Annotated in this window: 21 protein-coding genes; 3 read left to right on the top strand and 18 right to left on the bottom strand. The window is 56.2% G+C overall.

All coding sequences use genetic code 11. The features are described from left to right. Positions 1 to 112: 112 nt before the first annotated feature. From ACPRTJ_RS03425 to ACPRTJ_RS03410, 4 genes are read right to left on the bottom strand one after another with little or no spacing between them, the layout of a single operon-like run. On the bottom strand, positions 113 to 577 hold the full coding sequence (locus ACPRTJ_RS03425; protein WP_426428106.1) for a Mov34/MPN/PAD-1 family protein: 465 nt from the start codon (positions 575 to 577) through the stop codon (positions 113 to 115). Continuing rightward, positions 570 to 2348, bottom strand: a complete 1779-nt coding sequence (locus ACPRTJ_RS03420; RefSeq protein ID WP_426428105.1) for an E2/UBC family protein — start codon at positions 2346 to 2348, stop codon at positions 570 to 572. The genes ACPRTJ_RS03425 and ACPRTJ_RS03420 overlap by 8 nt, the downstream gene beginning before the upstream one ends. Before the next feature lie 6 nt (positions 2349 to 2354). Then, entirely contained in the window at positions 2355 to 3647 is a 1293-nt protein-coding gene (locus ACPRTJ_RS03415) for a CBASS cGAMP synthase (RefSeq protein WP_426428103.1), read from the bottom strand. Continuing rightward, positions 3644 to 4714, bottom strand: a complete 1071-nt coding sequence (locus tag ACPRTJ_RS03410; protein WP_426428101.1) for a CBASS cGAMP-activated phospholipase — start codon at positions 4712 to 4714, stop codon at positions 3644 to 3646. Before ACPRTJ_RS03410 ends, ACPRTJ_RS03415 begins: the two co-directional genes overlap by 4 nt. Before the next feature lie 336 nt (positions 4715 to 5050). Here ACPRTJ_RS03410 and ACPRTJ_RS03405 point away from each other — a divergent pair, with 336 nt between their 5' ends. From ACPRTJ_RS03405 to ACPRTJ_RS03395, 3 genes are all read left to right on the top strand, one after another. Then, positions 5051 to 5344, top strand: coding sequence for a hypothetical protein (locus ACPRTJ_RS03405; RefSeq protein WP_426428099.1), 294 nt, complete (start codon positions 5051 to 5053; stop codon positions 5342 to 5344). 115 nt (positions 5345 to 5459) lie between these two features. Further along, on the top strand, positions 5460 to 5765 hold the full coding sequence (locus ACPRTJ_RS03400) for a hypothetical protein (RefSeq protein WP_426428097.1): 306 nt from the start codon (positions 5460 to 5462) through the stop codon (positions 5763 to 5765). A gap of 97 nt (positions 5766 to 5862) precedes the next feature. Beyond that, a complete protein-coding gene (locus ACPRTJ_RS03395) occupies positions 5863 to 6528 on the top strand; it encodes a hypothetical protein (protein ID WP_426428096.1) in 666 nt (221 codons plus the stop codon). A 980-nt stretch (positions 6529 to 7508) separates the two neighbouring features. Here the strand turns inward: ACPRTJ_RS03395 and ACPRTJ_RS03390 are convergent. From ACPRTJ_RS03390 to ACPRTJ_RS03325, 14 genes are all read right to left on the bottom strand, one after another. Then, complete coding sequence (locus tag ACPRTJ_RS03390) at positions 7509 to 9758, bottom strand: SNF2-related protein (RefSeq protein ID WP_426428094.1); 2250 nt, start codon at positions 9756 to 9758, stop codon at positions 7509 to 7511. A gap of 97 nt (positions 9759 to 9855) precedes the next feature. Then, positions 9856 to 11295, bottom strand: coding sequence for a DUF6094 domain-containing protein (locus ACPRTJ_RS03385; protein ID WP_426428092.1), 1440 nt, complete (start codon positions 11293 to 11295; stop codon positions 9856 to 9858). A 28-nt stretch (positions 11296 to 11323) separates the two neighbouring features. After that, entirely contained in the window at positions 11324 to 11926 is a 603-nt protein-coding gene (locus ACPRTJ_RS03380) for a hypothetical protein (RefSeq protein ID WP_426428091.1), read from the bottom strand. Between the two features lie 65 nt (positions 11927 to 11991). After that, entirely contained in the window at positions 11992 to 12246 is a 255-nt protein-coding gene (locus tag ACPRTJ_RS03375; RefSeq protein ID WP_426428089.1) for a hypothetical protein, read from the bottom strand. A gap of 92 nt (positions 12247 to 12338) precedes the next feature. Then, a complete protein-coding gene (locus tag ACPRTJ_RS03370; protein ID WP_426428087.1) occupies positions 12339 to 12944 on the bottom strand; it encodes a DUF3275 family protein in 606 nt (201 codons plus the stop codon). A gap of 541 nt (positions 12945 to 13485) precedes the next feature. After that, the gene (locus tag ACPRTJ_RS03365; RefSeq protein ID WP_426428085.1) at positions 13486 to 13806 is read right to left on the bottom strand and encodes a hypothetical protein; all 321 of its coding nucleotides are present in this window, start codon (positions 13804 to 13806) and stop codon (positions 13486 to 13488) included. Positions 13807 to 14411: 605 nt separating this feature from the next. Then, the gene (locus tag ACPRTJ_RS03360) at positions 14412 to 14984 is read right to left on the bottom strand and encodes an STY4534 family ICE replication protein (protein WP_426428083.1); all 573 of its coding nucleotides are present in this window, start codon (positions 14982 to 14984) and stop codon (positions 14412 to 14414) included. 697 nt (positions 14985 to 15681) lie between these two features. Next, on the bottom strand, positions 15682 to 16041 hold the full coding sequence (locus ACPRTJ_RS03355) for a hypothetical protein (protein ID WP_426428081.1): 360 nt from the start codon (positions 16039 to 16041) through the stop codon (positions 15682 to 15684). An 895-nt stretch (positions 16042 to 16936) separates the two neighbouring features. Further along, positions 16937 to 17377, bottom strand: coding sequence for a type IV pilus biogenesis protein PilM (pilM, locus tag ACPRTJ_RS03350; RefSeq protein ID WP_426428079.1), 441 nt, complete (start codon positions 17375 to 17377; stop codon positions 16937 to 16939). A gap of 684 nt (positions 17378 to 18061) precedes the next feature. After that, entirely contained in the window at positions 18062 to 19240 is a 1179-nt protein-coding gene (pilV, locus tag ACPRTJ_RS03345; RefSeq protein WP_426428077.1) for a shufflon system plasmid conjugative transfer pilus tip adhesin PilV, read from the bottom strand. Further along, entirely contained in the window at positions 19230 to 20174 is a 945-nt protein-coding gene (locus ACPRTJ_RS03340; protein ID WP_050705255.1) for an ATPase, T2SS/T4P/T4SS family, read from the bottom strand. Before ACPRTJ_RS03340 ends, pilV begins: the two co-directional genes overlap by 11 nt. Before the next feature lie 11 nt (positions 20175 to 20185). Continuing rightward, positions 20186 to 20701 (bottom strand): type 4 pilus major pilin, encoded by a 516-nt coding sequence (locus ACPRTJ_RS03335; protein WP_052896448.1) that lies wholly within the window; start codon positions 20699 to 20701, stop codon positions 20186 to 20188. Positions 20702 to 20723: 22 nt separating this feature from the next. Then, a complete protein-coding gene (locus tag ACPRTJ_RS03330; RefSeq protein WP_426428075.1) occupies positions 20724 to 21890 on the bottom strand; it encodes a type II secretion system F family protein in 1167 nt (388 codons plus the stop codon). Then, positions 21883 to 23421: a GspE/PulE family protein gene (locus ACPRTJ_RS03325; RefSeq protein WP_050705256.1), complete on the bottom strand. Its 1539-nt coding sequence runs from the start codon at positions 23419 to 23421 to the stop codon at positions 21883 to 21885. The genes ACPRTJ_RS03330 and ACPRTJ_RS03325 overlap by 8 nt, the downstream gene beginning before the upstream one ends. Positions 23422 to 23423 lie beyond the last annotated feature (2 nt).

Genomic DNA, 23423 nt, shown 5'->3' with positions numbered 1-23423 from the left:
TTATCGGCAGAGAGCGGCCATGAGCGGTCCGCCACTTAGTATCGTCCGAACAATGATCTTTTTTCTTTGCAATTGCTGCGCCTTTTCGAAAACTTAAAGTGAAGAGCCTTTGTTAAGCCACATAAAGAGGAGTAATTATTCGAGCGTCCTTTTTGGCTGCCCAGATTTCCTTACGACCTATTATCAATAAGACCATTTTTTCATGGCCGCCAATCAGATGCCGCTGCCATGAGCCTAAATCTGTAGATGAAGGAGAGGGGGAGTCCTCCGGGTGGGTATGCCATTCTCCAAGATATTGAAGCATCCCTGACGAGCTAATGAAGGCTTCATCTACAGCAATCTGATGATGCGCCCCTCTTCTGTCCACAAAGCATCGGCGCCTGATATCGCCAGGTCCAGGCTCGGATATCTCATGCACCACCAAGTGAGGTCCTCGACGCTCTCCGATGAGTACACCGGCAGCTTCGGTGCTAAACCGACCTAATTGGCGGTAGGCCAGCATTTTCTTTAGAGGAGTGGGCATGATCACAAGCAACCCACCATGTTTATCTGTAAATGTAAGTTCAATGTCAATCATGGCAAATGGGACAGTTGCGTTGTCGAGGTAAGAGTCGAGTTTGCTTGGAACGACTGCCGTCTAGCATGTGCTCGCTGTACGTCCAACTAAGGTTTGGCTCCAAAATTGAAAGTACAGCTTCCTGCATCATCGCCGCAGAGATAACGCTGACCGCTGCGTCATAGGGTGTGAAGGTATTCCCGCAACTGACGAAGCGTTCCTTGTCCGTATTGATTTTGCTGAACCGTAGGTCCAAGCCATTATTGTAAAAGGCGGGGTCGGTAACCATGCACCCATAGCAGCAACTACCGTCGTCAATCATCACTTTCGATGAGCGACCGTTACCGTCATTGAATCCGTGAACAATTTTGGGGCGCTTGTCGTTTGGTATTGTGCGAACTACGTGAGCCAAGCGTTTAGCGACTGGAGGCCGGCCAGTTGCATCAATGACGATGTCATACTGTTTCAGCAGCTCAGGGGTAATTGAAAAGTGAGAGGGTTTTCCCTCTACCTTACAATTCAAATGTGTAGAGGATTTGAGCGTTGCAGCTAAAGCTTCTGCTTTGTTCTGCCCAAAGTTCACGGTTGAGAGTGGATGGCGTCCAAAGTTTTGAGGGCCGAATGAGTCGTCGTCGTAGAGATCAAATCGAGCGTTTCCGCAACCTGCGCCAGAGCGAAGCAGCAACCCACATAGATACCCACCTATGGTTCCACAGCCTAGGAGCGCAATGCGTTTAGTACTCAAGTCGCCGGTCGCTGATCGACGGCGGTTGCGGCCCAAAATCGTCTTTCTGTCTGCTCTGGTTACCCCAAGTCGAAAGAATTTATGAACTGAGCGCTTTGCGGAAAGACATGTGATCAGCGTCTTCGATTTGACTACCCGCCCCGTGTACTTCTTCCGGTTGTTTTTCTGGGGATAGGCATTCAATCCCGTCGCAGCGATATCGAGTTCAATAAAGAGCCCTACTAAGTCCTGGTGACGAACATCGAAAAGAAGCACATGTCGTTTCACCGGATTATTCACAAAGTGATCCAGCAAGCGGCTACGAGCACTCAAATCTACCTCGGTAAGCCACTGCAGGAGCTCCCCGAGATTTTCTGGCGGCCATTTCACACCAGCTAGGCGGGAAGGGTTGATTTTGAAATAGCTTGTGAGAATCGTCCTTCCGTCTTGCTTCGTAAGGCGTCTCTGCCGTAACCACTCATTGAATTCGCTTTCGTCCTCTTTCTCATAGGCAACCCACTCCTCACCTGAGGCCTTTTCTGGGCTTGCTAATCCATTCTCATTGAGAGTCACATAGCATTGCATTTCTAATTTTTCTGATGCATCTGAGAGAAGATATAGCTTCTTTCTGGGCAGCCAATAGGATGAGAACTCGCCCTCCAATTCCCGGTCATCGGGTGAACCTTGATCCGCTGAGTTGACTGCGGCATCTAGCGTTGTTTGGATTTGGTAATCGACCTGCAGATAGAGCTCCCGCAGATTATTCGCATCCCAGTCAGCTTCCATCTCTCGGGCATAGCACAGGTACCACCCAAGATTGACATGTGGCAGCAATCGACTCTTGTACCGGTCAGGCTTTTTGAGAATGTACGCATTAGGTAAAGTGATATAGGGATCTATAGGGAGACTCAAAGCAATGCTGAATTCGCCCCCCATAGTTCCATAAGATTTGACGTAAAAGCCTTTGGCGGGGTTGAGGAGACGCAGAGGCGTGCCTTCAGGGATGTGCTGGGCTTTGGTGTATTGATACCCGCATCCCAGCAATACCTGATGAAGTTCACTAAGCATCCAGTGTTAACCGCTCGCCATGGTGGTGCTGATGGTCGTAGCTTGGGAGCCACGTGTAGGCTGATTGGCAAACGCAGGGGCAGACTTTTCACTTACTATAAGGTCGCTTTTTAGTACCCGCTGGCCAAACGCACGATTAATGGATTTGAGAGCGAGCTCTTTAGATGAGCTCTGCTGAGCATCAATCAAAATACCGTATAGCTCAGAGAGTCTCGCCATGATCTCCAACTCACGCTCTCCGTGCTCGATTCGCGGCGGAAACAGCGGCTTTTCGTCAGTGTGGTCTGGGCTTTCCACCCCATTTGAGAACTCGTCAGGGAGGTACTTTGCGAGCATTCGCATCGTTGCCCCAAGATCATTTTTATCATGTGCAATACGATCGAGAATACTGACGGTAGCGGCCATTAGTGAAATGGACGAAGGGCCACCACCCTTTTCCCATTGAACATCTCGCCACGCCTTCATAAAGCGGCAAATATTGCGCAGGTGAGGACCAATACGCCGACAGCTATCGTTGAACCAGTCTTCGACAATTTTTGGATCGCTCTTCATCCACTTTTGATCGCCTTCGCGCAACGCCAGGTTAACGCAGTCCTCATCTAGTTCATAGTCGGCACTCTCTAATGAAAGCGACCCATTTATCGAATCAAAGACCGTACTCCGACTTTTCGCCAGGGCTGCTTCCTTGAGCAAAAATTGGTCTTTTGGAATTGCATACATAGGGACATCAATGTGTGTGTGCTCTGCGGGAATTTTGATTCGAGCACAGGTTCGCTTGGCCTCAAATTGCCAGCCTTCGTTTTCATGCACCAACGACTTCAGGGATGAGTCCACAAGAAGCAGGAGCAGTTGGTGCCCAATGATGGGGCGATCTTCAAAGATGGTCATTGGGAGGTACGTGCCATCATCTATATCCATTTCCTGAGGCGGAGTGGCGTATGGGTAATTTAGTGTATCGTACTGAAAACTCCCCTGCGTCCAGAAGCGCGGTGTAAGAGCCAGGAAGGCTTTCCGTGCTTCATCATCCATGTCTCTGAGAAGCTTTGCCGCTTCAGCCTGAGCTTGAGGGCTAAGATATTTCAGTCGAGTGTTCGCCACTCGAGCTGTAATACTTTCGAGAGAGGTGCTCGCGCTGAATGTTTTGACGACCTCTTTCGCTTCGTTGAAAACATCTTTTGTGCGGTTTCGGACTAGGTCACGCAACCCTTTAAGCTTCGCGACACGAGGCTCTGCTAATCTCAACTTACCAATGAGCCCGTCAGTGCTGTCGTTGTAATAGCGGTGGAAATTCCAGCTCATAGCTTTTGCTCCTGCTGAACGGGGCCAGATACAGTAAAGGGCGCTGCCTGTTGTTTGAAGAAAGCTTGCAATAAAAGGTTCTTGGTGAACTCGTTCGTAGCCAGCTGTTTTCCCCGGCTAGCGAGGTTACGCAAGGTACTTTCACTGGCGTTATCCAGAGTGATGTCGGATGCTGCCTCGTTAGGAACGATATCGTCCAGATAGACGTAATTTTCTGATGCGTTATGGGTTCTGAGCTCCCGCTCCAACATTGCTTTATGAAGCTGCTGATTCGCGGTCATGGTAGTCAGCACCAACCGCTCACCAATGCCCCACAACCCGAGATAGCCGTTGTTGCGTTTTGACTCCAGCGCGGCTGGACTGACCGTATACTCCTCACCCAGAGTGCCGATATTCAATATCCTGACATCGGCAACTGTTGCATCCGGAAAGTCGCTGGTCATGTCCCGGAAAACTTCATGTAGTCCGATGAAGCTTGGATTGTTTGCAACCAAGCCTCCATCGGCGAAGTACGCATCCAAGTCCACGCAATGATGAGGCGCAAAATAGGTAGGTGCAGCCGATGTAGCCATTGCTGCATCTATCAGCTTGAGGCGGCTGTCACGATTGAACGCCGGATTGTGAGGAGTTTTGAAAAATTGGGGTTTGCCGGTCGAGAGGTTCACAGCGGGAATCATGACACGACGTGTCAAGTCACCAAATGTGGCTTCGGCTCCAATCATGCTTACGACGGCGTCATAAAGTGGTTCGCTGCTGTATCGAGCACTAAAAGCAGCCTTCCATTTTTTCCGCCAAGAGCTGATACGCGGAAAGATTAGGGGGGCCTGGACACGGAAGACCGCCTCTAGCTCCCTTGCACTTTTTCCGGCTGCGAGCCCTAACGCCAGAATTCCACCAATTGAGGTGCCAGTAATCAGGTCGAAGTACTCACCTGCTTTTACGTTCGACTGCCCGGGCTGTTGTTCAATGATTCGCTCAATCTCAGCGAGCACATTGATGGTAAACAGACCTCTAGCCCCCCCACCATTTAGGCTGAGAATTTTTATGCTACCGCTATGTGCCGCCATGGAACGCTCCATCGTAGTGGCCTTATGATGCTGAAGTGACGTCGTTTCTGTAGATTTCAAGAGGCCAGCGTGAATTTAATTTTTTAAGGTGACGCTACGAGGCGGCTGGTCAGTGTCTTCTCTCGGCTCGAACAGCTCCAGGTATCAGTTCCGGGAAGGTGTCAATCTAGCGATGATGCTGAGACCGAAAGAATGCTTCGCCGCATCCTTGCCGCATGATCCCGTCAGGATAGGAAAACGCCAAGGTACGCTCAAGCCAAGCAATGCTGGGCCGATGCCGTAGGAGTAGGGCCACTTTCGGCTCTCATGATTGAGTAAGAAAAAGGAACCCAACACATGCACCGCCCTGGCAAAGAGCCCATCCCGACGCCCGCGCCGACTCCGCTGACAGAATCGCTAACGATTCAGCTGACCCTGAGTGGTCGAGACTTGGAGCATTTCAATGCATACCGCAAGGCGGTACATGCGCTCAATCCTGATAATTGGTCGGTGGAGTTAAAGCAGGCTTTCACCGGCGTGAGCGATCTACGGACGCATTGCACACCCCTCAAGGCGGAGGCGGAGGAGGCCCTGACCGAGGCCCTCTATGAGCAGGCCGAGGCGCAGTTGCGTACACGCGCTGCTGAGTGAGCCTAGTAAGCAGGAATCTGGGAAGTCGCCCAGGTACGCCCAAGCCCAGCTCATGCTGGGCAGCGGCAGTAGAAGGATGCCGCACTGGCGTCCAATTCATCAAAGGACTGACTGTATGAATTTGTTTTCGTATCAAGGGCCCGTTGATCTGATGCTGCGCTACGGCGAAGTGCCAGGCCTGACCCGCATTGCCGACCGGCCTGGAGTCGAGCTAAAGGTCAACAATCCTGGGTTGGGTCAAGAGGTTGAGGTCAGCATTGGTTCAGACCTTCGGTTGGATCTCGCCAAAGGGCCGACCTCGGCCCGGCTTCAGTTACCGGACGGGAAGGTGATCGCCGGGCGCGTTGTCCGTCAACTGGTCAGTGGGTTTGGTTTCATGCTGATTGAGGATCAAGACTGTAGCTGGCCTACGGAGGACTGAGGAAAACGTTGTAGATCGACAGCCCGCCCAGCGCGGGCTTTCGCGGTACCGGGGCGTGTTAGCGCCCCCGACCATCCCCCTGTGAGGATCCGAACCGATGAGTAAAGGCGTGACCGACAACCTTATAATCAAGTCGCTGAGCAAAGGAAGTATTCGAACTCCAATCCAGGCGCTGGCTGTAGTGGTTGCTCTGGCCGCCGGCGCGACCTCTGTTTCGGCTGAGTCCAAACTCTGGGTTACCTCAGATCGCTTGGAACGAAGAACCTGCCCTTCTGAAAAGTGTGGGGCTGTCGGCCAGTTGATGTTCCGAGAGGGTGTCACCGTGTACGAGGTCAACGGAACATGGAGTCGCATCAGCAAGCCCTACTCGGCGTCGTGCAATTCATTCGGCAACAGCCAATACGTAAAACGGGGAAACAAAGCCTGCACACAGGCCAACGGCATCGTAGATGGGGACTTGGCTGAGTGGGTGTTATCCAAACAGCTCAGCTCGGAACGCCCAGCAGATCCGTCAGAAGGCGCCAGCGGGGACGCAGAACTGGTCAAAGATTCTGACGATTTCCGCCTGCACCAGGCCGAGTTCGCCACCGCGGCCCGGAAATTGATCGATGCCCGCACCTGCACAGAGGGTGACTTCCTAGAGATGGGTGGATGGATGAAGTCCACCAGACAAGGGCCCAATGCCTACTTCACTTACTGTGGCGGCATGACCAACAGCAACAAGGTCTATCTGGACGTCAGTACCGGCAATACTACCCGCTAGGATGGTTATCGAAACGGACAGAATAGTTGCGTGTGGTTTGAGAATGGTGGCACGCACCGGCCGGCCCGATGATGGCCTTGCGTTCTAGAACCCATGAGACGCTGAGCCACAATGAAAACCGAGGATATCGCCTAGGTACGTCAAAGCCCCGCCGTCAAAACGTGGGGCCGAGGCCGTAGAGGGGTGCGGCTTTCGCGCCCGTGGCAAAGCGGAAATGGAGTTGTCGCCAATGTACCAATGCCCTAAATGCCAGACGGTGTTTGAAAAAAACACCCTTAGCCGTGAGTATCCAGGCGGTAAAGAACGTGAGGATATTGACTGCCCTATCTGTGGGGAAGAGGTGGCGGCTCTGTTTGTTGAGGCCGGAGGTATCACTGCGTGGTGGGGCGTATAGGAAATGTTGCAAAGAGCAGAGAGGCGCAGTGGCGCACCCGCACTGTCGACTGAGTCGGGTAGGCAAAAAAATTGCTCAGCTGCAACCTAAGCCCTGGCCTGAAAACCGGGGCTTAGCCAGTAGAGAGGGATGCTTTTCGCACCCTAGGATCAAGCAGGAAAATTTATGGGAGTCTTCATCATCCAGTCCGTAATATGGACGCTGTGCGCTGGAGCACTTTGGTGTTCGTACTGGAACTATTCACGTTACGTTGAAGCGAAGCGGAATCCAGAACTATCTAAGCGTAGTTTGCAAATCGCCTTGCACGCTAGGAGGGAGGTTGAGATCGGAGCAGCAGAGTTCAAGCAGATTGAAAGCTCCCATTATCGCCCCTACCAGAAGCGTTTCAGAGTGACGCTGCTCGTAGGCTTTATCTTTGGGATTGCGGGTTTGGCTCACTTATTCGTTTAGCAGAATCTGATTGATGGTCAGAGGGACTACAGTTCCTCAATAACAGTGCCAAAAGACAATTTTGAAGCGCAGTATAGTCATCCGAACAAAACCAGAAGTCCATCAATGAAGAGGCCACCCGAATGGGTGGCCGAATTTACGCTGCAATTAGTTGTCTGGCCAAAGCCATTTCCACCGAATCCCCATCCTGGTTCAATGAGTCGAGTCCTGACTCTGGGACATCTCCCGAAGTGCTCTGAGCCACTGCGATCTTCTTGGCCATCAGCTGCAGACAGGTTATCTGCGAGCTGCCGGCATAGCCGAAGAAGACCACGCGCACTGGGTGCTTTTGCCCGATCCGCCACGACCGACGCGCTGCCTGCTGCAAGGTGTACACGTTGTACCCCGTCTGCAGGAACGCGATGGTCGGGAAGTCCAGCAGGTCCAGCCCGGTCTTGACCAGATCCGGGTTGGTGAGTAGCACATCGACACCGCGGTCGACCTGGTCGAGGATCCAGTCCTCGCGCCGAGCCGTTTCAACCGTGGACCTCAGTACCGCAACGCGCAGACCGGCTTGCTCGAGGACCTTCTTCAACCTGGACGTGGTGTCGCGCGTCCCGCTGTAGACGGTGTATGCAAGGACCTTGCGGCCGTTCGCTTTCTCCTCGAGGCACAGGTTCAGCAGCGCCTGCTCCTTGGGCATCAGTTCATCGTCGCCGAAGAGCGCCGGCACAAAGGCTAGCGTGTCTCGGGTGCGAGGATGTTTGACCATCTCCGATCGGAAGCAGCAATCCGGCCAGGCCAACAGCACATTGAGCACCACTCCCAGAAGGGTGGTGTCTCTCCGGGCCAGAGCCTGGCGGAGTTCAGCTGTCAACGTGGCCGCCAAGCGCAGGTAGGCCGAGGCCTGCTCCGGCGCCATGGGCACGTCGATGAACTCCTCCCGGTAGTTGGGCAGCACATTGCCACCGATATCCTTGAGCTTCAGGAACACGGTGAATGGCAGCACGAACCGGTGGATGCCTTTAGGGCCGAAGCCTGGGGCTTTCACGGTGCGTACTGACAGCTTCTTGCCCTTGGCGGTCTTGTGCGAATCGCCATCGCGCTCGGTGTAGATGTCCTTGAGCACGCCGTGATCGCGCATGAACGACATGGCTGCAGGAGCCATACTGCCGCGTGCGTTGGGTCGGTAGCCGTCCTCGATCATGCGCAGGGTGAGTATGCGGAACAGAAGGTAGAACAGGTCGTCGGCGTAACCACCCATCAGGGTCCCGGTGAGAAGCACGGTTTTACGCGCCTTCGCGGCCAACACCCCCATGGCCTGGCCCTGGGCCGAACCGCTGTTCTTGTACTCATGCCCCTCGTCGACCACCAGCAGGTCGAAGAAGCCATCGGGTAGGTAGCGCTTGATGAACTCTGTCGGCTGATAGCCGCCTTCGCCGAACCCGAACTCGATGTTGGCCATCGCCCGTTCCATGCGCTTGGCCTGGCGATCGCTGAAGACGAAGTTGCCTTTCGCGTCCATCAAGTTGATGAACTCTGAGACGTTGTCGACCAGCATTGAGGCCAGGAAGTCCTCGCCGAAGTCGTTCAGCAGCCGTTCCGCCCGGACCGGGCCGATCGTTGGTATCCGGCACATCGACTTCAGGATTGTCGATCGTCGGTCTCCACCATCGGCTTTGCCTGGGCGCATAAGCGTCCAGAGGGCAGCGTTGCAGGCAGTGCAGTTGCGACGGCGATCACCGCGCTCGAATTCATCCACGGTGACCAGGTTGCCTTCCAGGTCCTCGAGGCCCCGGCCACAATCTGGACATGCCGCCAGCCGCTGGCCACCTGCAGTGCGCCGCTTCCAGCAGGCGAGTCGCCAGTGGAAACCCATCCGCATCCTGACGCGGCCGAGGATGAAGAACTCCGGCCGGCCGTCATAGGTTTCCCCCGCCTGGTCACGCAGTTTAAGCAGCTTGATCAAGGTGTCCGGGCCGTTGAGCACCCAGACGCGGGCGCCTGGCGTGGTCTCCAGGATCTCGCGCCGCCACTTGTAGACCAGGTGGGGTGGTGAGATGACGAGGGTTCGACGGTAGCCTGCCGCGTGGAGCACGGCAGCGACTGCGATGGCCATCATCGTCTTCCCGGTACCCATCTCGGCGTTGATGATCGCAGCTTGCTCGTTGCGATCGAGCAGAAGCGCCGTGATGGCTTGGACAACCTCAGCTTGCGCCACGAATGGCGTGCGCTTGAGACTTGCCATCACGGCCTGGCGCTGTTCGTTAATGCTGCCGGTATAAACCGGAGGGTTGGAGCGGTTGAGCGACTCCAGTAGCTCATCGCCGAATTCGTCGATGAAATCCGTCAGGTTGATATTCAGTGGGGAGTTGGCCGAGGCGGCTGCTTGGGTCAGTGCGTTCATGTGCATCTCCTGCAGGGAAGGCAGGGCATGCACAAACCCCAGCGGGTATGGGCATACCCTGTGGGTCGGTGTGGGGTTGTCGCCGTTGCGGCGTGGGTCAGTAGTCGCTGGGAAGCAGCAGGGTGGTGGAGCTGCGGTCGGCTTCGGTGATGATCCAGAGCCTGGACTCGTCGCCCGCGTCGATGTCGTAGCCTGAGAACAAACGGTCTCCGTGGGTAAGCGCAAGCTGATTGGAGGCTCGATCGTCATCGCATAGCTCGCCCCAGTCGCCAGCTAGATGGCGTTTCAGGGCAGGAGTAGGATTGAGCTGCCCGGTTTCGACCAGATGGCTGACAGCGGGGCTCATCCTGATCTGCCCCGGGTTGAACAGTGACGTTGCAACTGGCTCATCAGCTGCAGGCGCTTCGTCGATGCTCGCCGGCGAGGAGCTGATGATCATCACGTGGCCGTGGTTCTCCGAGGAGGGCGTCATCTCCCAAGCGCGGATGATCGGAATAAACCGGTCGGTGAGGATCCTGACTTCTGAGACGTTGCCTTTCTCATCCTCGGTGAATTCGGTCTTGCGCACCTTGTCCTTGTAGGTGTCACCCTTCACGACCAAGGTCCGGCCCGACTTCGAACGTACAACACCCGAGATTGCGCCGGCGGCCAGGGCCAGAGCGAGGTGCCAGCGAGAAAGCTCGCGGACAGGGGCTCGGGGTTGAAGGCCGGCCTGACCGAAATGCAAGTTGAAGTCGGGCCAGAGGCCTCGCAGCCGCAGAATCTCGGTGGCGAATTGCTCCGGCTCCAGGGTAATGCGGTAGAAGTGCTCCAGCTCGCTGGAAACTGACGGAACGAGATACGGCTCCCATGGCCAGGTGGCAGGGATCTCCTCGGCCGGTTGCTGCCCAGCGCCGATCGCCTGCAGGCGGGACCTCACCTGGTTGGTGGTGGCCCGAGCCAGGTCTTGCCGGCGTACGCGAATGCCGAAGATCACCACCTGTTTGAAGGTGGGGTCTGCAGCACCGTACACGCGCAGTTCGGCGAAGTGGTTGCTCAGCCATCCTGTCAACTCGTCGTCCAGCACGTAGTGAGGAACGATGAGCACCATAACACCGCCGTACTGCAGAAGCGGGAGGCAGCGTTGATAAAAGGCTTTCTCCAAGCGCCGGCGGCCGCTGCCTTGGTACTGTGATGCACCGGAGTGATCTGCGACCAGGTCACCGTAGGGTGGGTTGAGCCAGAGCAAGCCGAACGACTGACGGCTGATCAAGGTGTCGAAGAGGTCACTGTGTAGCACCCGGTCGAGCAGACCTCGCGCGTGATCCGCGCGTTCGCGATCGTACTCGACCGCGAACGCTTGGACCTGATCGCGGCCCAGGAAGTGAGCCGCTTCAGCAAGGGCAACACCCTCACCGGCACAAGGGTCGCAGATCCTCATCCTGCCCGAAGTGGCGGGAGTGAGTGCCTGCAGGGTGCGTTCAAGAGTGATTTCATCGCTGGGGTAGTAGCCGTTGCGGGCAAAGTTGTGCGCCAGGCGCGGAAACATGAGGGCCATAGGGAGTCCTTTGAGTTGGTGAATGAGCTCAGGCAGGCGCCTGAGCTTCAGTGGTGAGTACGCCCTGGCGAATCAGCTCTCCGACAGCAGGCTCGAGTACCTCGAGCTTCATGGCGAGTCGCCAGGCGCAGACATTGCCGACCGCTCCAGGGAGGGCGATCAGCATCTGGTGCTGGGTGAGGACTTCCATCACGGGCTCGCGCCAGTGGGAGAGAAGGGGAAGCGGGCAGGTCTCGATCACCAGCGGCCAGAGTCGATGGTGTGGGGTTTCATTTCGCTCCAAGAGGGCGAAGGCGAAGTGATTGGCTTGGTCGGGCACCGAGGCGCGTCGATCGAACAGCCAGAGGTGCAACATGCTGCCGAACAAAGTCCCGCGGAATTGCTGTGTGGTGCGCTTTTCCAGCTGGTCCTGGTTGGGGAAGACGGGGATACTCCGCCCGTCGACGAGAATGTGAAACTGCTCGAGGCCGTTGTCTTCCCGGCCAAGCGTGAGCCTGGCCAGAAACTCCTGCAGGGCGGTGTCACGACCCCAGGCCGAAATGAACACCAGGTTGCGCTGCTCGTCGCACACGCAGGCGTCGACGTACAGGTCTGGGCATTCCTCGATCTGGAACAGGGGGGATGGGTGCATGATGGCCTCCATTGTGGAGGCGTCCGTCCCAGAGGGCGGAAACGCCCCCCGGGGTGGTCTGATGTTTAGTTGAAGGTCATGGTGTCTGGATCGAAAGCCACGCTGACTTGTTGGTGAAGCGGTCCGTGACCCTCAAGGAATATTTGGATACGGTACTGCTCACGGAGACGTATAGCGGCCTCAGCCTGGTCCAGTGTGAGTTCCAACTCTTCGATGAAGAAGTCGACGAGCTCCTCGTCAGTCGACACTTCGTTGTTGGACAGCTGGTCCTCAATGTTGGCGAGGGTTTGTTTGCTCAAGTTGCTGAACATGGCGTTCATGGTCATGCTCCAGGTGGAAAAATGGAGCCCCCGAGGAGGCTCCTCAGGGTGTGTGGTTCAGGTTGACTACTGCCGTGACTTGATTGGTCGCTCTAAGGTGAGGCCCTGGTCCAGGTTTGAGTTTTGAAGTCCATGGTGAAACCGAGCTGGTCCAGTCGCGTGCATTGGGCGCGCAGCCGTTGTCGGTCTACGGTGGTGTCGAGCCTTACGGTTTCGCTCAATGGCCAGACCGTACCGAATAGCTCGGCGTCTGGGTCAGCAGCCGTTGATGATGCCGGCTGATCCATCCCGAATGGCTCATTCGAGGCCAGAGCATCGGTTTGGGGCGGTGGGGTGGGGTTAACTGGAGTGCGTAAGGGCGGTGCCTGCGGGGGCGCCGGCCCATCTTCCTCCAGAGGGTCAGGGACATTGGTCGGCAGGTGCTCCTCGTCCTCGCGGCTGAGGCCTGTGACATCCTCTAGGGTCATGCCTTCGAGTTCTGCCCTGATCTCAACAACGAGTCGGCCGCCATGGGAGTAATACGAGGGGCGAATCTGCTTGATCGCGAAGTCACCGTTGTACTTGCCCTCTTGGTACTGGTCCAGGAGGGCATCCTTGATCGTGAATTCACCGATCGAGGTGCTGAGGCGGCCGACGTTGAAGAGCCCAAGCCTGCCGGAGATGGTGCGTATGGCCAACTGGCCAGTGATGGAGATCATGTGCGCTCCCCGTAAAACATGGGGAACTCCCGGCGGGCGTTCCCCGCGAGGGTGGAAGGTGGTCAGCAGTCGAACAGGGGCAGACCGTTGAGAACATTGCTGTTGGGATCGATGACCAAGAACCTCACTGCAGCCTGAGCGGCAAGGGTGAGCACTCGAATGGTCTCCTCGCTGAAGCCCTCGGCAGCTTGCAGAGCTTGAAGTGTCGACAGGTCGTAGCCCTAGCACTGTCCCAGATGTTGGTCTGTCCAGGGCGTGCTGAAGATCTTGAAGCCAATGGCGTCACTGTCAGGCAGGGTGAAGCACTCGAATTGAAGCAACGATGTATCAGCACTTTCAGCAAGTGCTTGTAGGTCCGCCCAGTCGTCCTCGGGCAAGTGTGCAGAGGCGATTTCGAATGCTGGGCTGCAGCAAGGATGGGCCAGAGAGTGATCGCTGGTAGCAATGTTAAAGGGGTTGGGTGATTGTGCCATGTGGCGTGCTCCTGGTTGAGAGGAAGCCACCCCAGAGGGCGACCCCTCTGGGTGATTAACTGGCTGTGTCAGGCGGGGTCTGCAGCGGGCTGCAGCTGGATCTGAATGTAGGCAGGCTCGTTCTCGGGGGTGACGACTCGCAAAGCGAGGGCAACCCAGTCACGTTGGCGGCCAGTGTGGCGTTTTGTGTACACGCCGAAGGTGAAAGCCTTGGCCAGGGGTTGCTGCTTGAGTTCTTGCCACGCCGTTTGTACGACGGTGGCGAGGCGTTGGCTCATTTCGGCTACCCGCTCAGGATTTTTGAGAAAGACCGCACGCATCCACGCAGCGTTGTCCAAGACAACCGGAAGGGTGAGGTATGCCTCGGTCGAGGCGGAGGGTATGGACATCAGAGGTCTCCAGAATGAGCGAGGCCTCAGTCCGCGAGGATGAGATCCTCGCGGCTAGGTAATGTAGAAGGCACTCCATCACTAGGTGATGTGATCGCGCTGCCGAGTGCTAGGCGATCTTGGGTGGGTTGGCGCAACGCGCTGGAGCCTTAAACCCTGGCTCCGGGAGGCACTGTCAACGACAGTGAACCAATCAGGAACTCGGTGGCCTGGCGGGGAGTTCACCCACGGCCAGGTCGAAATTATGCAGTGATCTTACAGATCATTTGTTTATCGTTCGACGCGTGAAAGTTTTGCCATTCAGCGTAAGCGTCGAGATGTCCTAATACACGTACCATGTTGTCAGTGATGAAAGAGGGCTTTTCGGCCAGATGCATTAAATGGCAGTCTGCTGACACTGAGTGCGCTAAAGCGGAACCACCGTCATTGATGAGGCTGTACCAGCGATGAAGTACAGTGTGATAGATGAACTTCAACAGTTTTTTTAAGTGCATGGTTGTGCCATGTTGGTTGGGGTGTATGCAGTCAGTGAGTCAGTAAGAGAATTTTCATGACTGCCTCCTTGGCAGATTGTGAAGGCGCTGAAGTCAGCGCCTTGGTAGGGGTCATGCAGCTTGGTTGGCTTCCTGGGAAAGATCCATACCGGAGTCAGGTTGGAGCTGTTCACCGAAATGGTCGGCGACTCTCTGCCCCTGACTCACGGGTCGGTCAGGTTGTTCCTGATTCAACGCTTGATAAGCATCAGGTTGTGCCTGATGGTCAGAGAGCGGGGTAGAGTTTTTCGTCTTCGCTTCGTACACCAGCTTGCCGTCGACTTTGATCCAGCCGATGAAGAGCAGACGGCCTTTGAGGCTTGCGCCGGCCTGACCCTTCTTCTCGCCTTTATCATAAGTGAAAGCATCAGCCCAGATGTCGCCGATTCGGAAGGAAACGAGCACCTTCTTTTTAGCTTCAACGGCTTGCTGGCAGCGTTTAACCAGCGATTCTGCCTCGGCACCGACAATGTTGCAGTCGATGTAGGAGTACTCGGCTTTATCAGTTGCACCGTGCAAAGCTGCAACGGTGACACAGGTGAAGGGTTTGCCCTTGCGGGGACTGACTTCACGGATACGGTTGAGGTAGCCGATGCCAGTGGTATGCAGGTCGAAGAATTTGGCTTCGTTGGATTGGTTGCTCATGGTGATTCTCCAGTTTCAAAGGTGAAAGCGGAGAAACACTTCGCCCGTGGGGGAAAGTATTCCCCGCGTGGGTTGGGATGTAGCAAGTAGGGTGGGCTTCCATCAATCGAGAGATTGACCAATCGCGCTTCCGGAAGCTTGGCGATTTTGGGTTGATCAACGCCTGAAGGGGCGTGGCAGTCTTTCAGATCATGACTACTCGGGCTTGGGGTGCTGACGACGTCAGCAGCTCACAGGTCCAAGGATGGAAACGGCGGAATACTTTGTCAAGCCCTTGAACAAAAAAACCTCCAAGAGGAGGGTTTGAAGGGGAATCGACGTTCAATGCACTCGCAGAAGCTTCTGGCATTTACGTTTGACATTGGGCCAATCTGCCCAAACCGCCATACCCAAGCAGAGTATGAGCAGGGAAGTCAGCAAAATAATACCGAATGTGGTCTGGCTCATGTCAGTCCTCCGGTGTGAGGTAAATACCTGCTAGCCAGATTACAGCACCTACAGCTAGGGCGTAAGTAGTAAGCAACCGATCATTGCTCAGAAATATACCCACGAGGGCGACGGCGACCGCTGTGGTGCCTATCTTGCGAAGGTCGTCCGCTATGGCGACGCGTTTTTTAGATGCCATGGCTTTCCTTAGATCGCCAGGCCCTCACCTTGCCAGGTAGGGTGCCTGGCGCAGGGTGGGGTGCGAGAAGGGTTAGATCGTTGCTACTGGAGCTATGAGATCGTCCAGAGAGCCCATACGGAGCTCTGGTGTTTTGCGCTGATCCGGCTTGCGTGGACGGTTACGGCGCTTGGTCGGTGGTACCGGTTTGGTGTTGGCATCGAACCACTGGTTCAGATCAACGCCGCGGCGTGCGATCGTAGGAATGCGGCAAAGCTCATCCCAGTCGTTTCGGGTGGGCGTTATGCTCGCAAAATGAGCAGCAGGCTGAACCTGGGCCTGGGCTTGGACACGTGGAACTGTCCGTTTCATAGAGCGCAGGAACTCTCGAGTGAGGGTGCCGAGCGCGTAGCCAAAACGGAAGCCGGTCGATGGTGCGGACATTGCGGTCATGGTGTTTCTCCTGCGGTTTAGAAATGCGGAGAAACACTGTCCCTGGCGGGGAAGTGAATTCCCCGCTGTGTTTGCGGAAGGAGCTTCTATCGACGGATGTCGATCGGTCGTGCTACCAGAAGCTAAACGACCTTGGGGAGGACCACACGATTGACGTGCTGCAGCATTACGGATCCGAGCTGCATGGGGCATGTTGCTGACGACGTCAGCAGATCACGGCTTAATAATCGGAGTGGGGAGGGGTTGTGTCAAGCGGGAGGGGATGGAAAGGGCGAGAGGGGAGGGAGAAGGCCGGCTGGATCATACCTTGAAAGGTGACCCAGCCGTGACTTGAAAAAAAGTTGAAGGAGCCACCTGTGTCGGAATCGTCGATCCCTGGGCATTGATCGTCTCGATTCTCATCACCTGGCCATTCTCGTGGCTTTGGCCAGCAAACGTGAGGCACGCATCCGCGCACAAAAGGAGCCCGGCTTATCGCCGGCGGGCCACCGGCAGGGGGGAGAGTACCCTTTGGGTAGCCTGATGGACCTTCGACAAGTCCATCAGGCTACCCAAAGGAAAGAAAAGAGGAGGGGCCACATTACCAATGTGGCCCTTGGAGCAAAGAAGCACCGAACCTCTTGAAACTCTATGTGCCTGTGAACTCAATCATCACGAGTTAGACGGCTGCGCGACTAGAGAGAGCAGGGAGACACAGGGAGAGCTTTCAACCAGATCCGCACGCCCTTCCCGGAGCTATAGCGTGCTTACGGTTTGGTGTCGAGGCGAACCACAACACCTGGGCGCTACTGATGACCGTCAGTAGCCAGCGGGGTTGAACCAAAACTGATGTCATTATGGGTTGTACCATGGCCGAGATGCAAGGCTCGTAGGCATTTTCCCAAGGCGTCAACGGTCAATAGACCGCAACGACCGCCCCCTCGGGGACTGGCGCTGGAACAGCTATCGCCATGTTCCCACCCTTAGGCGAGAACAGCTGCCCAGACCTCTTCACACCAACGGATGTCGACTCAGTCCGTTCGGTCAGTGCGGAAGGGAGCCCGGCAGGAACCGTTCCGGTGATGTAAGTGTAGGACACACCACCAACGACGTAAGTGGCGATCCCGCTCTGCTTGGTGTACCAGGGCGGAAGATTCAACAATGCGTCAGACGGTGCTCCAGTGAACCCAGGATTGGCCCGGGCATACTCTGCTGCGGCTGAGCGATAGATCAGCATACTTCGGCTCAGGGCATCGACTGCAGCCTGGTCGGAAGTGACCTCGTCGGTGTGCTGCACCTGGCTGAAGATGCCTCCTGCAACGATCAGTAGGGTCATAGCGATCCAGTAGATGTACATGAAGAAATCCTGGGGTATGAGCGTTGTGGACTATAGTCCGCTGACGATTATAGTCAACAACCCGAGAATTCTGACCTTTGATCTCGTGATCTCGGGTTGGACTTTTGGAATTACAACCAGACTCTTCGAAAAAGCACAATCATGCATTCGGCATGGTGTTGGCCGAGCTGCGCAAAAAGGGAATCACACTTTTTTGCGGTGATTAGGTGATGCCTAGAGATTGCCCTGGCCAGGTAGGCTGGGCATCTCAGGGAGATCCTATTGCCAATCCGGGGTGTGGCAATCAGGGGCGGCAAAAGTTGGTGATGTTTGTGGCTTCTCATCAAATGACCACTCCAAAGGGTATATAAACATACTGCCCTGCAAGGGGCTGGACCCCCGACTTGCATGCCCTGTTGGATACAATCGAGTTTTGGTATTCCAGGCTGATAACAACTATTTGTATTCATGCGTGACGCCGATGTGATTGCCAGTCCGGGGTGTGGACGACCGCCTCGGCAGTAAAGCTCGGAGAAAAGGTAGTCGGCGGTTACGTGTCCTATCACGACTCGTCGAATTCAAGTGCTGCATACTGTCCGGAGGGAGCGGTTCTAATTGGTTTGATTAATGACAAAAGCCTCGACAGCTACCATATGGCTTGCCAAATTCTGAAATAGCTTCATCTGCAAAACTGCGCTGCCAATCCTATTTGTAACAGTAAACTACTTGCGTTCCACTCCCGGAGTAAAACCAATTCCCATTGCTGAAGATTAAGGATTTTGAATTCCCGCTGCCGTAGTTAAGCGTACACATGGTCCAAGCCCCTAGGGAGGATCCAGACACGCGGTAAGGGCCATCAAGACTACCTTTGCTAGCAGTCCACACACCGGATTGGCAAGAAGGTGTGAGGCACTGGCAGGTCAGCGGCGCGCCCAGGTTGTTTTTCGACTGGATACCGATCTTCGGGCAGGCCTGTCCTTCGACTGCGGTGCTCTCGATGTCCAGGTACTCCCCAACTGTCACTCGTCCGTCCGCCTGCAGCGTGGCACCGCGGATCTTCCCTCCAGTCAACAGGCCCTTGTCGTTCAGGACCCTGACCCAGTCAGCATCGGACTGATAGATGCCGCCTCCCCACTTCTCGTTCACCCAGCCGGTATCGTTCTGACTTCTGAACCAGCCGTCCTTACTGGTGATGTCGTTTGTCGCGGTGACAGCACGGGCATTGTTGATGTCGTTACCGCCCATATCGATCGCTGTGTTCATCCGGTTGTACTCTGGGTGGCCTGGCACAGCGTTTCGGTAGAGGTAGTCGTTGGCGAGGTCACCATCCATGAGGAACAGAGCGCTCGCGGTATGGCCCTGCCCTGGATTGATGCCGTAGTTGCTTAATGCGAGCTCCCAGCCCCCACGGATACCCTGGATTACCCCGGGCTTGAGCGCCGAAATGAAGCCGCCCGGCCCGCCCAGGTGCTCAGCTATTGAGCGAATGCCCAGCTCAGGGATTGCCTGGCCACCGGTCGTCACCACAATGGCCTCCAGTTGGTTGGCATTCAGGCGCCTGGCCAGACCAACGATGGTCTGGCCGAAGCTATTGGTTGAGCTGAAGCCCGCCGGCAGATATTTGGTGTTCTGCATCATGTCCACGGTGACCTGGACGGGCGTAGTCGGGCCAGCGTTGGAGAGCACCACGGCGTAGTTGTCTTTCAGGTACTTGGCAAAGGCATCTGCCACGGTCCGCTGCTGTTCGGCGGCGATCCTGTAGTCCTGGTGATTCCCCATACGGAGCATCCACCAGCCCGCGAGAGAGAGCATGATGCTCAGCACGATCAGGCCGAACAGCGCATCGATGGTAAAGAAGCCAGCTTGCCCGCGTTTACTGGCCATGCCAGAGACTCCTGTTCGATTGTGTGACGATGTCTTGCTCGATCATCTGGAGGTGCCCGCTGCGGATCTTTTCGCGAATAGACGGTGCGTCATCCAGGGTGAGCAACAGGGTTTGGAGTTTCAGCCTCGGCTGTCCGTGGTCGGGGCGCAGGAGGGTTTGGTGAATTACCGCCGTCAGCCCCTGGGAGAGCACCTCCATGGCATTGGGCATCACTGGCTCGGCGAGCACAGACAGACGCTTGATGGCCCCCCCTATGCTGCCTGCATGTCCAGTCGAAAAAATGAGGTGGCCGTTGATGGATGCCTTGATGACCTCAACTGCAGTAGCTGTGTCCCGCACTTCTCCGACCAGGATGAGGTCTGCACGCGTGCGAAGGGCACGGATCAGCGTTTCTGAGTAACCGCCCTGGATGCGGGAGACTGGCAACTGGATGCAACGTCCCGGGCCATGCTCTCCCTGCAGGAGAGTTTCTGGCGGATCCTCTACCGTCAGGCCAAGGCCTCCGAGGGACGTCAGGCGAGCCTTGACCGCCGAGGCTGCGCTGCTGGTCTTCCCCGTCCCCATCTCTCCTGCGAAATACACCAGGCCTCTGGTTTCCTCTGCGAGCAGGCACTCGTAAATATGATCCGGTAGTCCAAGATCCTCGAGGGGGATGATGGTTGCTCTTGAGCGGTTCAGTACAAAAAATGGCTTGGTGAAGACATCCAGGTTGTACGTCACCCGCAAGAGCACTCGCTCCTCGAGCACGAGGGCGAACTCAGGCTCGCGTGTCGTCTCGTACTGATGCAGACACTGTGCGCGAAGCTCCTGAATCTCGGTCAACCATTCCGTAGGAACGGGGGCCTTGCGGGGCTGGCCGGCCAGCCCCTTCACATCGGCAAAGTCGTGGCCGAGGTAGAGGTCCACGAAATCAGCATCTGCAATCAAGCTCACTCTGTCGGCCTTCAGTAAGTGGTCCAGGAGATCGAGTTCATGTCGTTGGAACAGCCTGTTGTAGCGGCGGCGGGAAGTACCTCGCCGCTGGTTGCCGAGCCACCGTTGATGGCGGTGGTGGTCTGCTTGTCCTTGGCGATTTTGGTGGTCAGTGTGATGCATGCCGCTTTGGGGACGTTGCTCTCGGAGAGAGTGAAGGTCATGCCATTGCTCACAAGCGTGACGGCGCCATTCCACTGATTCGTCAGGGTGGTGCCCGAAACGCCCATTGAACCGGTACCGTCAATGGCGATCAGCGAAGGGACCAGGTTGGTCCCGGAGGTGCCGTATCCAGACGACCCCTTGAGCTTCTTGACGTTGGTGATGATGGTGGTGACGTTGCTTTGTTCTACAGCGGCATCAGAGCTGCCGAGCATCTTGTAGCCGATGAAGGCGATGAAGCCCAAAGCGACCGTGACGAGCATGATCCACATCACGGCGTCGATGGACAGGAAGCCACGTTGGTTTTTAGGGGTAGAGAGTGTCATTGGTTGCCTCTGGGCTGTGTGCTTAGTGTTGAATTGAGTCCATCAGGCCGATGGCGAGCTGGAAGATGCCGACCATCACGAAAATCATGAGCAGGCCCATGATTACGGCGGATATGGCTGTAAGGGACTTTGAGATCGTTTCCACGCGCTTGAGCATTTGCTCGAGCCAACGATTGGCAAACCGCTCCATCGACGTGGCAAAGCTTTGTCGGGTGGCCAAGACCTGCAGGAAGTGGATGGCCATCTGGTCAGGGAACTGGTGCCCGGCCAGCTTGAGCGCAGTGCCAAAGTCTTTACCCGAGCTGACGCCGTAGTTGATGGCGTCGATCCTTTCTCGCAGCCAGGGTGAAGCGCTGCGGCTGAGGATGCTGAGTGCGCTCAGCTGGCCCACGCCGGCGCGGAGCATTACCGACATGTTCAGCAGGAAGATCGAGCCATGCAGGACCTTGTAGATCGACCAGGGTGGAATACTCTCGAGGCGCATCCTGGTAGTCTGCAGTAGCAGGCTAAGCTGTGTTTTCCATACCGGGCTGTTGGGTCGAACCTGCAAGCCGCAAAAGTATGGAAGTGTGACGAAGGAGACGACGATCAAGGTCAACACGACCGCTACAATCAGCAGACCATAGTGCGTGACCAGATTGGAAAGGGCATACAGTAGACTGGGAATGCCGGTCCACAGCTCAGGGTCTTGGCGCTGAGTCATCGACGGCACCATCCAGGTGGCGATGACATACAGCAGTGCCCCCATCAGGCTCCAGGTGATCGAGGGAAGCGCTACGACGGAGATGACCAAGCGAGCAATGCGTTGACGGGCCTCGATGAGCCGTACGCAATCCCGGAACGCTCCGACCAGGTTGCCGGTCTTCTCACCAGTCTCTACCAGGGAAGCCTCGTCATACGGCAAGTGGCTCCTGCAGGCATCCGCGAGAGATTTACCACCACGCACTAGCATTGCCACCTGGCCACAAATGACCGACACAGGGTGCATGGTTTGACCGTCGCTGCTAAATGCCTTCGCAACGGTCTCCAGCGCTTCCTCGATCGCAATCCCGTCCTCGATCACACCCATCAGGCTCTCGTAGAACTGGATTCGCTCGTTCTTCCCAAACTGCTTGGCGTAGAAGGTGACTACCCATCCCTGAGCTGCCTCTCGCAAGCCTGCCCAGAAGTCTCGAAGGGCCTCAAGCATCGGATTCCTCCATCAATTGCCTGTCGAAATCGAGCGGCCCCGCAAAGAGCTCTGCATCGCGTGGATCCACGATTCCTGCGGAGATCTTCATGATCGCGTGGGTGATCTTGGTGATCCCGCCCATCTCCTTCACCCAGTATCTGCGGGCAGCGCTCGCGCCTCGCTTGGTGAACGTTTCCATGAGCTTGACGCTGGTCAGCAACGTTTCGGCGATGACAGTGCGGTCGACAACGCCGAGGTTTCTGCACTGGCTGCAGCCATCACCGACAAGATTGACCTGGTCGACAATCTGCAACTGCTCCAGTCGGGCGAAAAGATCGCTGCTGATTCCATGTTTGTGGTTGCTCAGCGGAACTCGGCAAGCGGGGCAGAGAACCGGCACCAAAGACTGGTTCACGATTCCGGTGGTGAGCAGTGGGTCGGTAACCAGGTAGTCAGCTACACCCATATCAATCAGTCGTTGGATGGAGGCGATCGCATTGTTGGTGTGTAGGGTCGACCAGCTCTGGTGACCGGTCATGGCACCGGTATATGCGGCCTGTGCCGACGCTAAATCGCGCAGCTCGCCGTACATCAGGACATCGGGGTCAAGCCGTACCGCGTTAGTAATACCGTCACCCCAAGTCTCGCCTGCGTAGATGGGGGACTGGTTAGCTTTTAGCGGATACTCCGGAGGATGCTCGAGCGTGAGAATGTGCCGGGCGCCGTCGGTCTCGTCGTACAACTCATTGAGGTTGACCTGCAGGGTCTTCGATTTACCGGAGCCGGTTGGTCCAGTGATCAGGTTTAGCCCATAGGGAAGACGTCGCAGTCTTCTGAAGTGCTCGGTCTGCTGAGGCAGAAAGCCTAGTTCCTCGAAGCTTTGCTTGGACGTGTCGTCGTACAGCAAACGCATCACCATCAGCGGACCATCCACCAGTGGCCGAGTTGCGACCCGAGCACCATACAGGCCCAACTGGTCGACGAATTTGCGGCTAACCCGCGCATCCTGAGCGATGTGGGGCTGGTAGTAATCGCCCGAGACGTCGCACATACTGTTGTAGAGCGCAGCGCAGAACTCACGGCCTACGTCGCTTTTTTCCTGACGGACCTCCTGCAGGACGCCGAAGAGCCTGTATTTGATCCGAGTGACGTCGTGCGAAACGACAATGTGAATATCACTCGCGCCGCGACGGTGGGCATCCCCCATGAACTCCACCACCTGGGCTTGGCGCTGAGTCTCGACCAGTGCCTTCATGCCCGTCGACGCTGAGGCCTGGTACAGCGCTTTGATCTCCGTGATCGATGCGGAGATGACCTCGAAGTTGATCCCCTTGTGGTCCAACTGGTCCATGAAGGACATGACGTAAGGGTCGCGGACATGCTGAGGGGAGATGTACAACTTCCCATCGGCGGTCAGCGCAAGGACCTGTCGCAGGTCGTCTTTGATTGGATGAGGGCCTCCCGGTGCAGTCAGCACCGCCACTGGCAAGGGTGCCAATGCCAAGTCGACAAGCTCAAGGTCGACGGGCTCTGCGGATAGCTCGGTCATGG

It is taken from the genome of Pseudomonas palmensis (genome assembly GCF_049942755.1).
Classification (GTDB): domain Bacteria; phylum Pseudomonadota; class Gammaproteobacteria; order Pseudomonadales; family Pseudomonadaceae; genus Aquipseudomonas; species Aquipseudomonas palmensis.
Note: the sequence above shows the minus strand (reverse complement) of the source record. Positions and strands in the feature narration are given on the sequence as shown.

Bases quoted from the DNA above. Each gene is read 5' to 3' on its own strand.
- ACPRTJ_RS03425 (WP_426428106.1), bottom strand. From the start codon at position 577: ATGATTGACATTGAACTTACATTTACAGATAAACATGGTGGGTTGCTT.
- ACPRTJ_RS03365 (WP_426428085.1), bottom strand. From the start codon at position 13,806: ATGTCCATACCCTCCGCCTCGACCGAGGCATACCTCACCCTTCCGGTT.
- ACPRTJ_RS03380 (WP_426428091.1), bottom strand. From the start codon at position 11,926: ATGCACCCATCCCCCCTGTTCCAGATCGAGGAATGCCCAGACCTGTAC.
- ACPRTJ_RS03375 (WP_426428089.1), bottom strand. From the start codon at position 12,246: ATGAACGCCATGTTCAGCAACTTGAGCAAACAAACCCTCGCCAACATT.
- ACPRTJ_RS03390 (WP_426428094.1), bottom strand. From the start codon at position 9,758: ATGAACGCACTGACCCAAGCAGCCGCCTCGGCCAACTCCCCACTGAAT.
- ACPRTJ_RS03385 (WP_426428092.1), bottom strand. From the start codon at position 11,295: ATGGCCCTCATGTTTCCGCGCCTGGCGCACAACTTTGCCCGCAACGGC.
- ACPRTJ_RS03335 (WP_052896448.1), bottom strand. From the start codon at position 20,701: ATGACACTCTCTACCCCTAAAAACCAACGTGGCTTCCTGTCCATCGAC.
- ACPRTJ_RS03415 (WP_426428103.1), bottom strand. From the start codon at position 3,647: ATGAGCTGGAATTTCCACCGCTATTACAACGACAGCACTGACGGGCTC.
- ACPRTJ_RS03420 (WP_426428105.1), bottom strand. From the start codon at position 2,348: ATGCTTAGTGAACTTCATCAGGTATTGCTGGGATGCGGGTATCAATAC.
- pilV (WP_426428077.1), bottom strand. From the start codon at position 19,240: ATGGCCAGTAAACGCGGGCAAGCTGGCTTCTTTACCATCGATGCGCTG.
- ACPRTJ_RS03400 (WP_426428097.1), top strand. From the start codon at position 5,460: ATGAATTTGTTTTCGTATCAAGGGCCCGTTGATCTGATGCTGCGCTAC.
- ACPRTJ_RS03330 (WP_426428075.1), bottom strand. From the start codon at position 21,890: ATGCTTGAGGCCCTTCGAGACTTCTGGGCAGGCTTGCGAGAGGCAGCT.
- ACPRTJ_RS03405 (WP_426428099.1), top strand. From the start codon at position 5,051: ATGCACCGCCCTGGCAAAGAGCCCATCCCGACGCCCGCGCCGACTCCG.
- ACPRTJ_RS03370 (WP_426428087.1), bottom strand. From the start codon at position 12,944: ATGATCTCCATCACTGGCCAGTTGGCCATACGCACCATCTCCGGCAGG.
- pilM (WP_426428079.1), bottom strand. From the start codon at position 17,377: ATGTACATCTACTGGATCGCTATGACCCTACTGATCGTTGCAGGAGGC.
- ACPRTJ_RS03355 (WP_426428081.1), bottom strand. From the start codon at position 16,041: ATGACCGCAATGTCCGCACCATCGACCGGCTTCCGTTTTGGCTACGCG.
- ACPRTJ_RS03360 (WP_426428083.1), bottom strand. From the start codon at position 14,984: ATGAGCAACCAATCCAACGAAGCCAAATTCTTCGACCTGCATACCACT.
- ACPRTJ_RS03395 (WP_426428096.1), top strand. From the start codon at position 5,863: ATGAGTAAAGGCGTGACCGACAACCTTATAATCAAGTCGCTGAGCAAA.
- ACPRTJ_RS03325 (WP_050705256.1), bottom strand. From the start codon at position 23,421: ATGACCGAGCTATCCGCAGAGCCCGTCGACCTTGAGCTTGTCGACTTG.
- ACPRTJ_RS03410 (WP_426428101.1), bottom strand. From the start codon at position 4,714: ATGGCGGCACATAGCGGTAGCATAAAAATTCTCAGCCTAAATGGTGGG.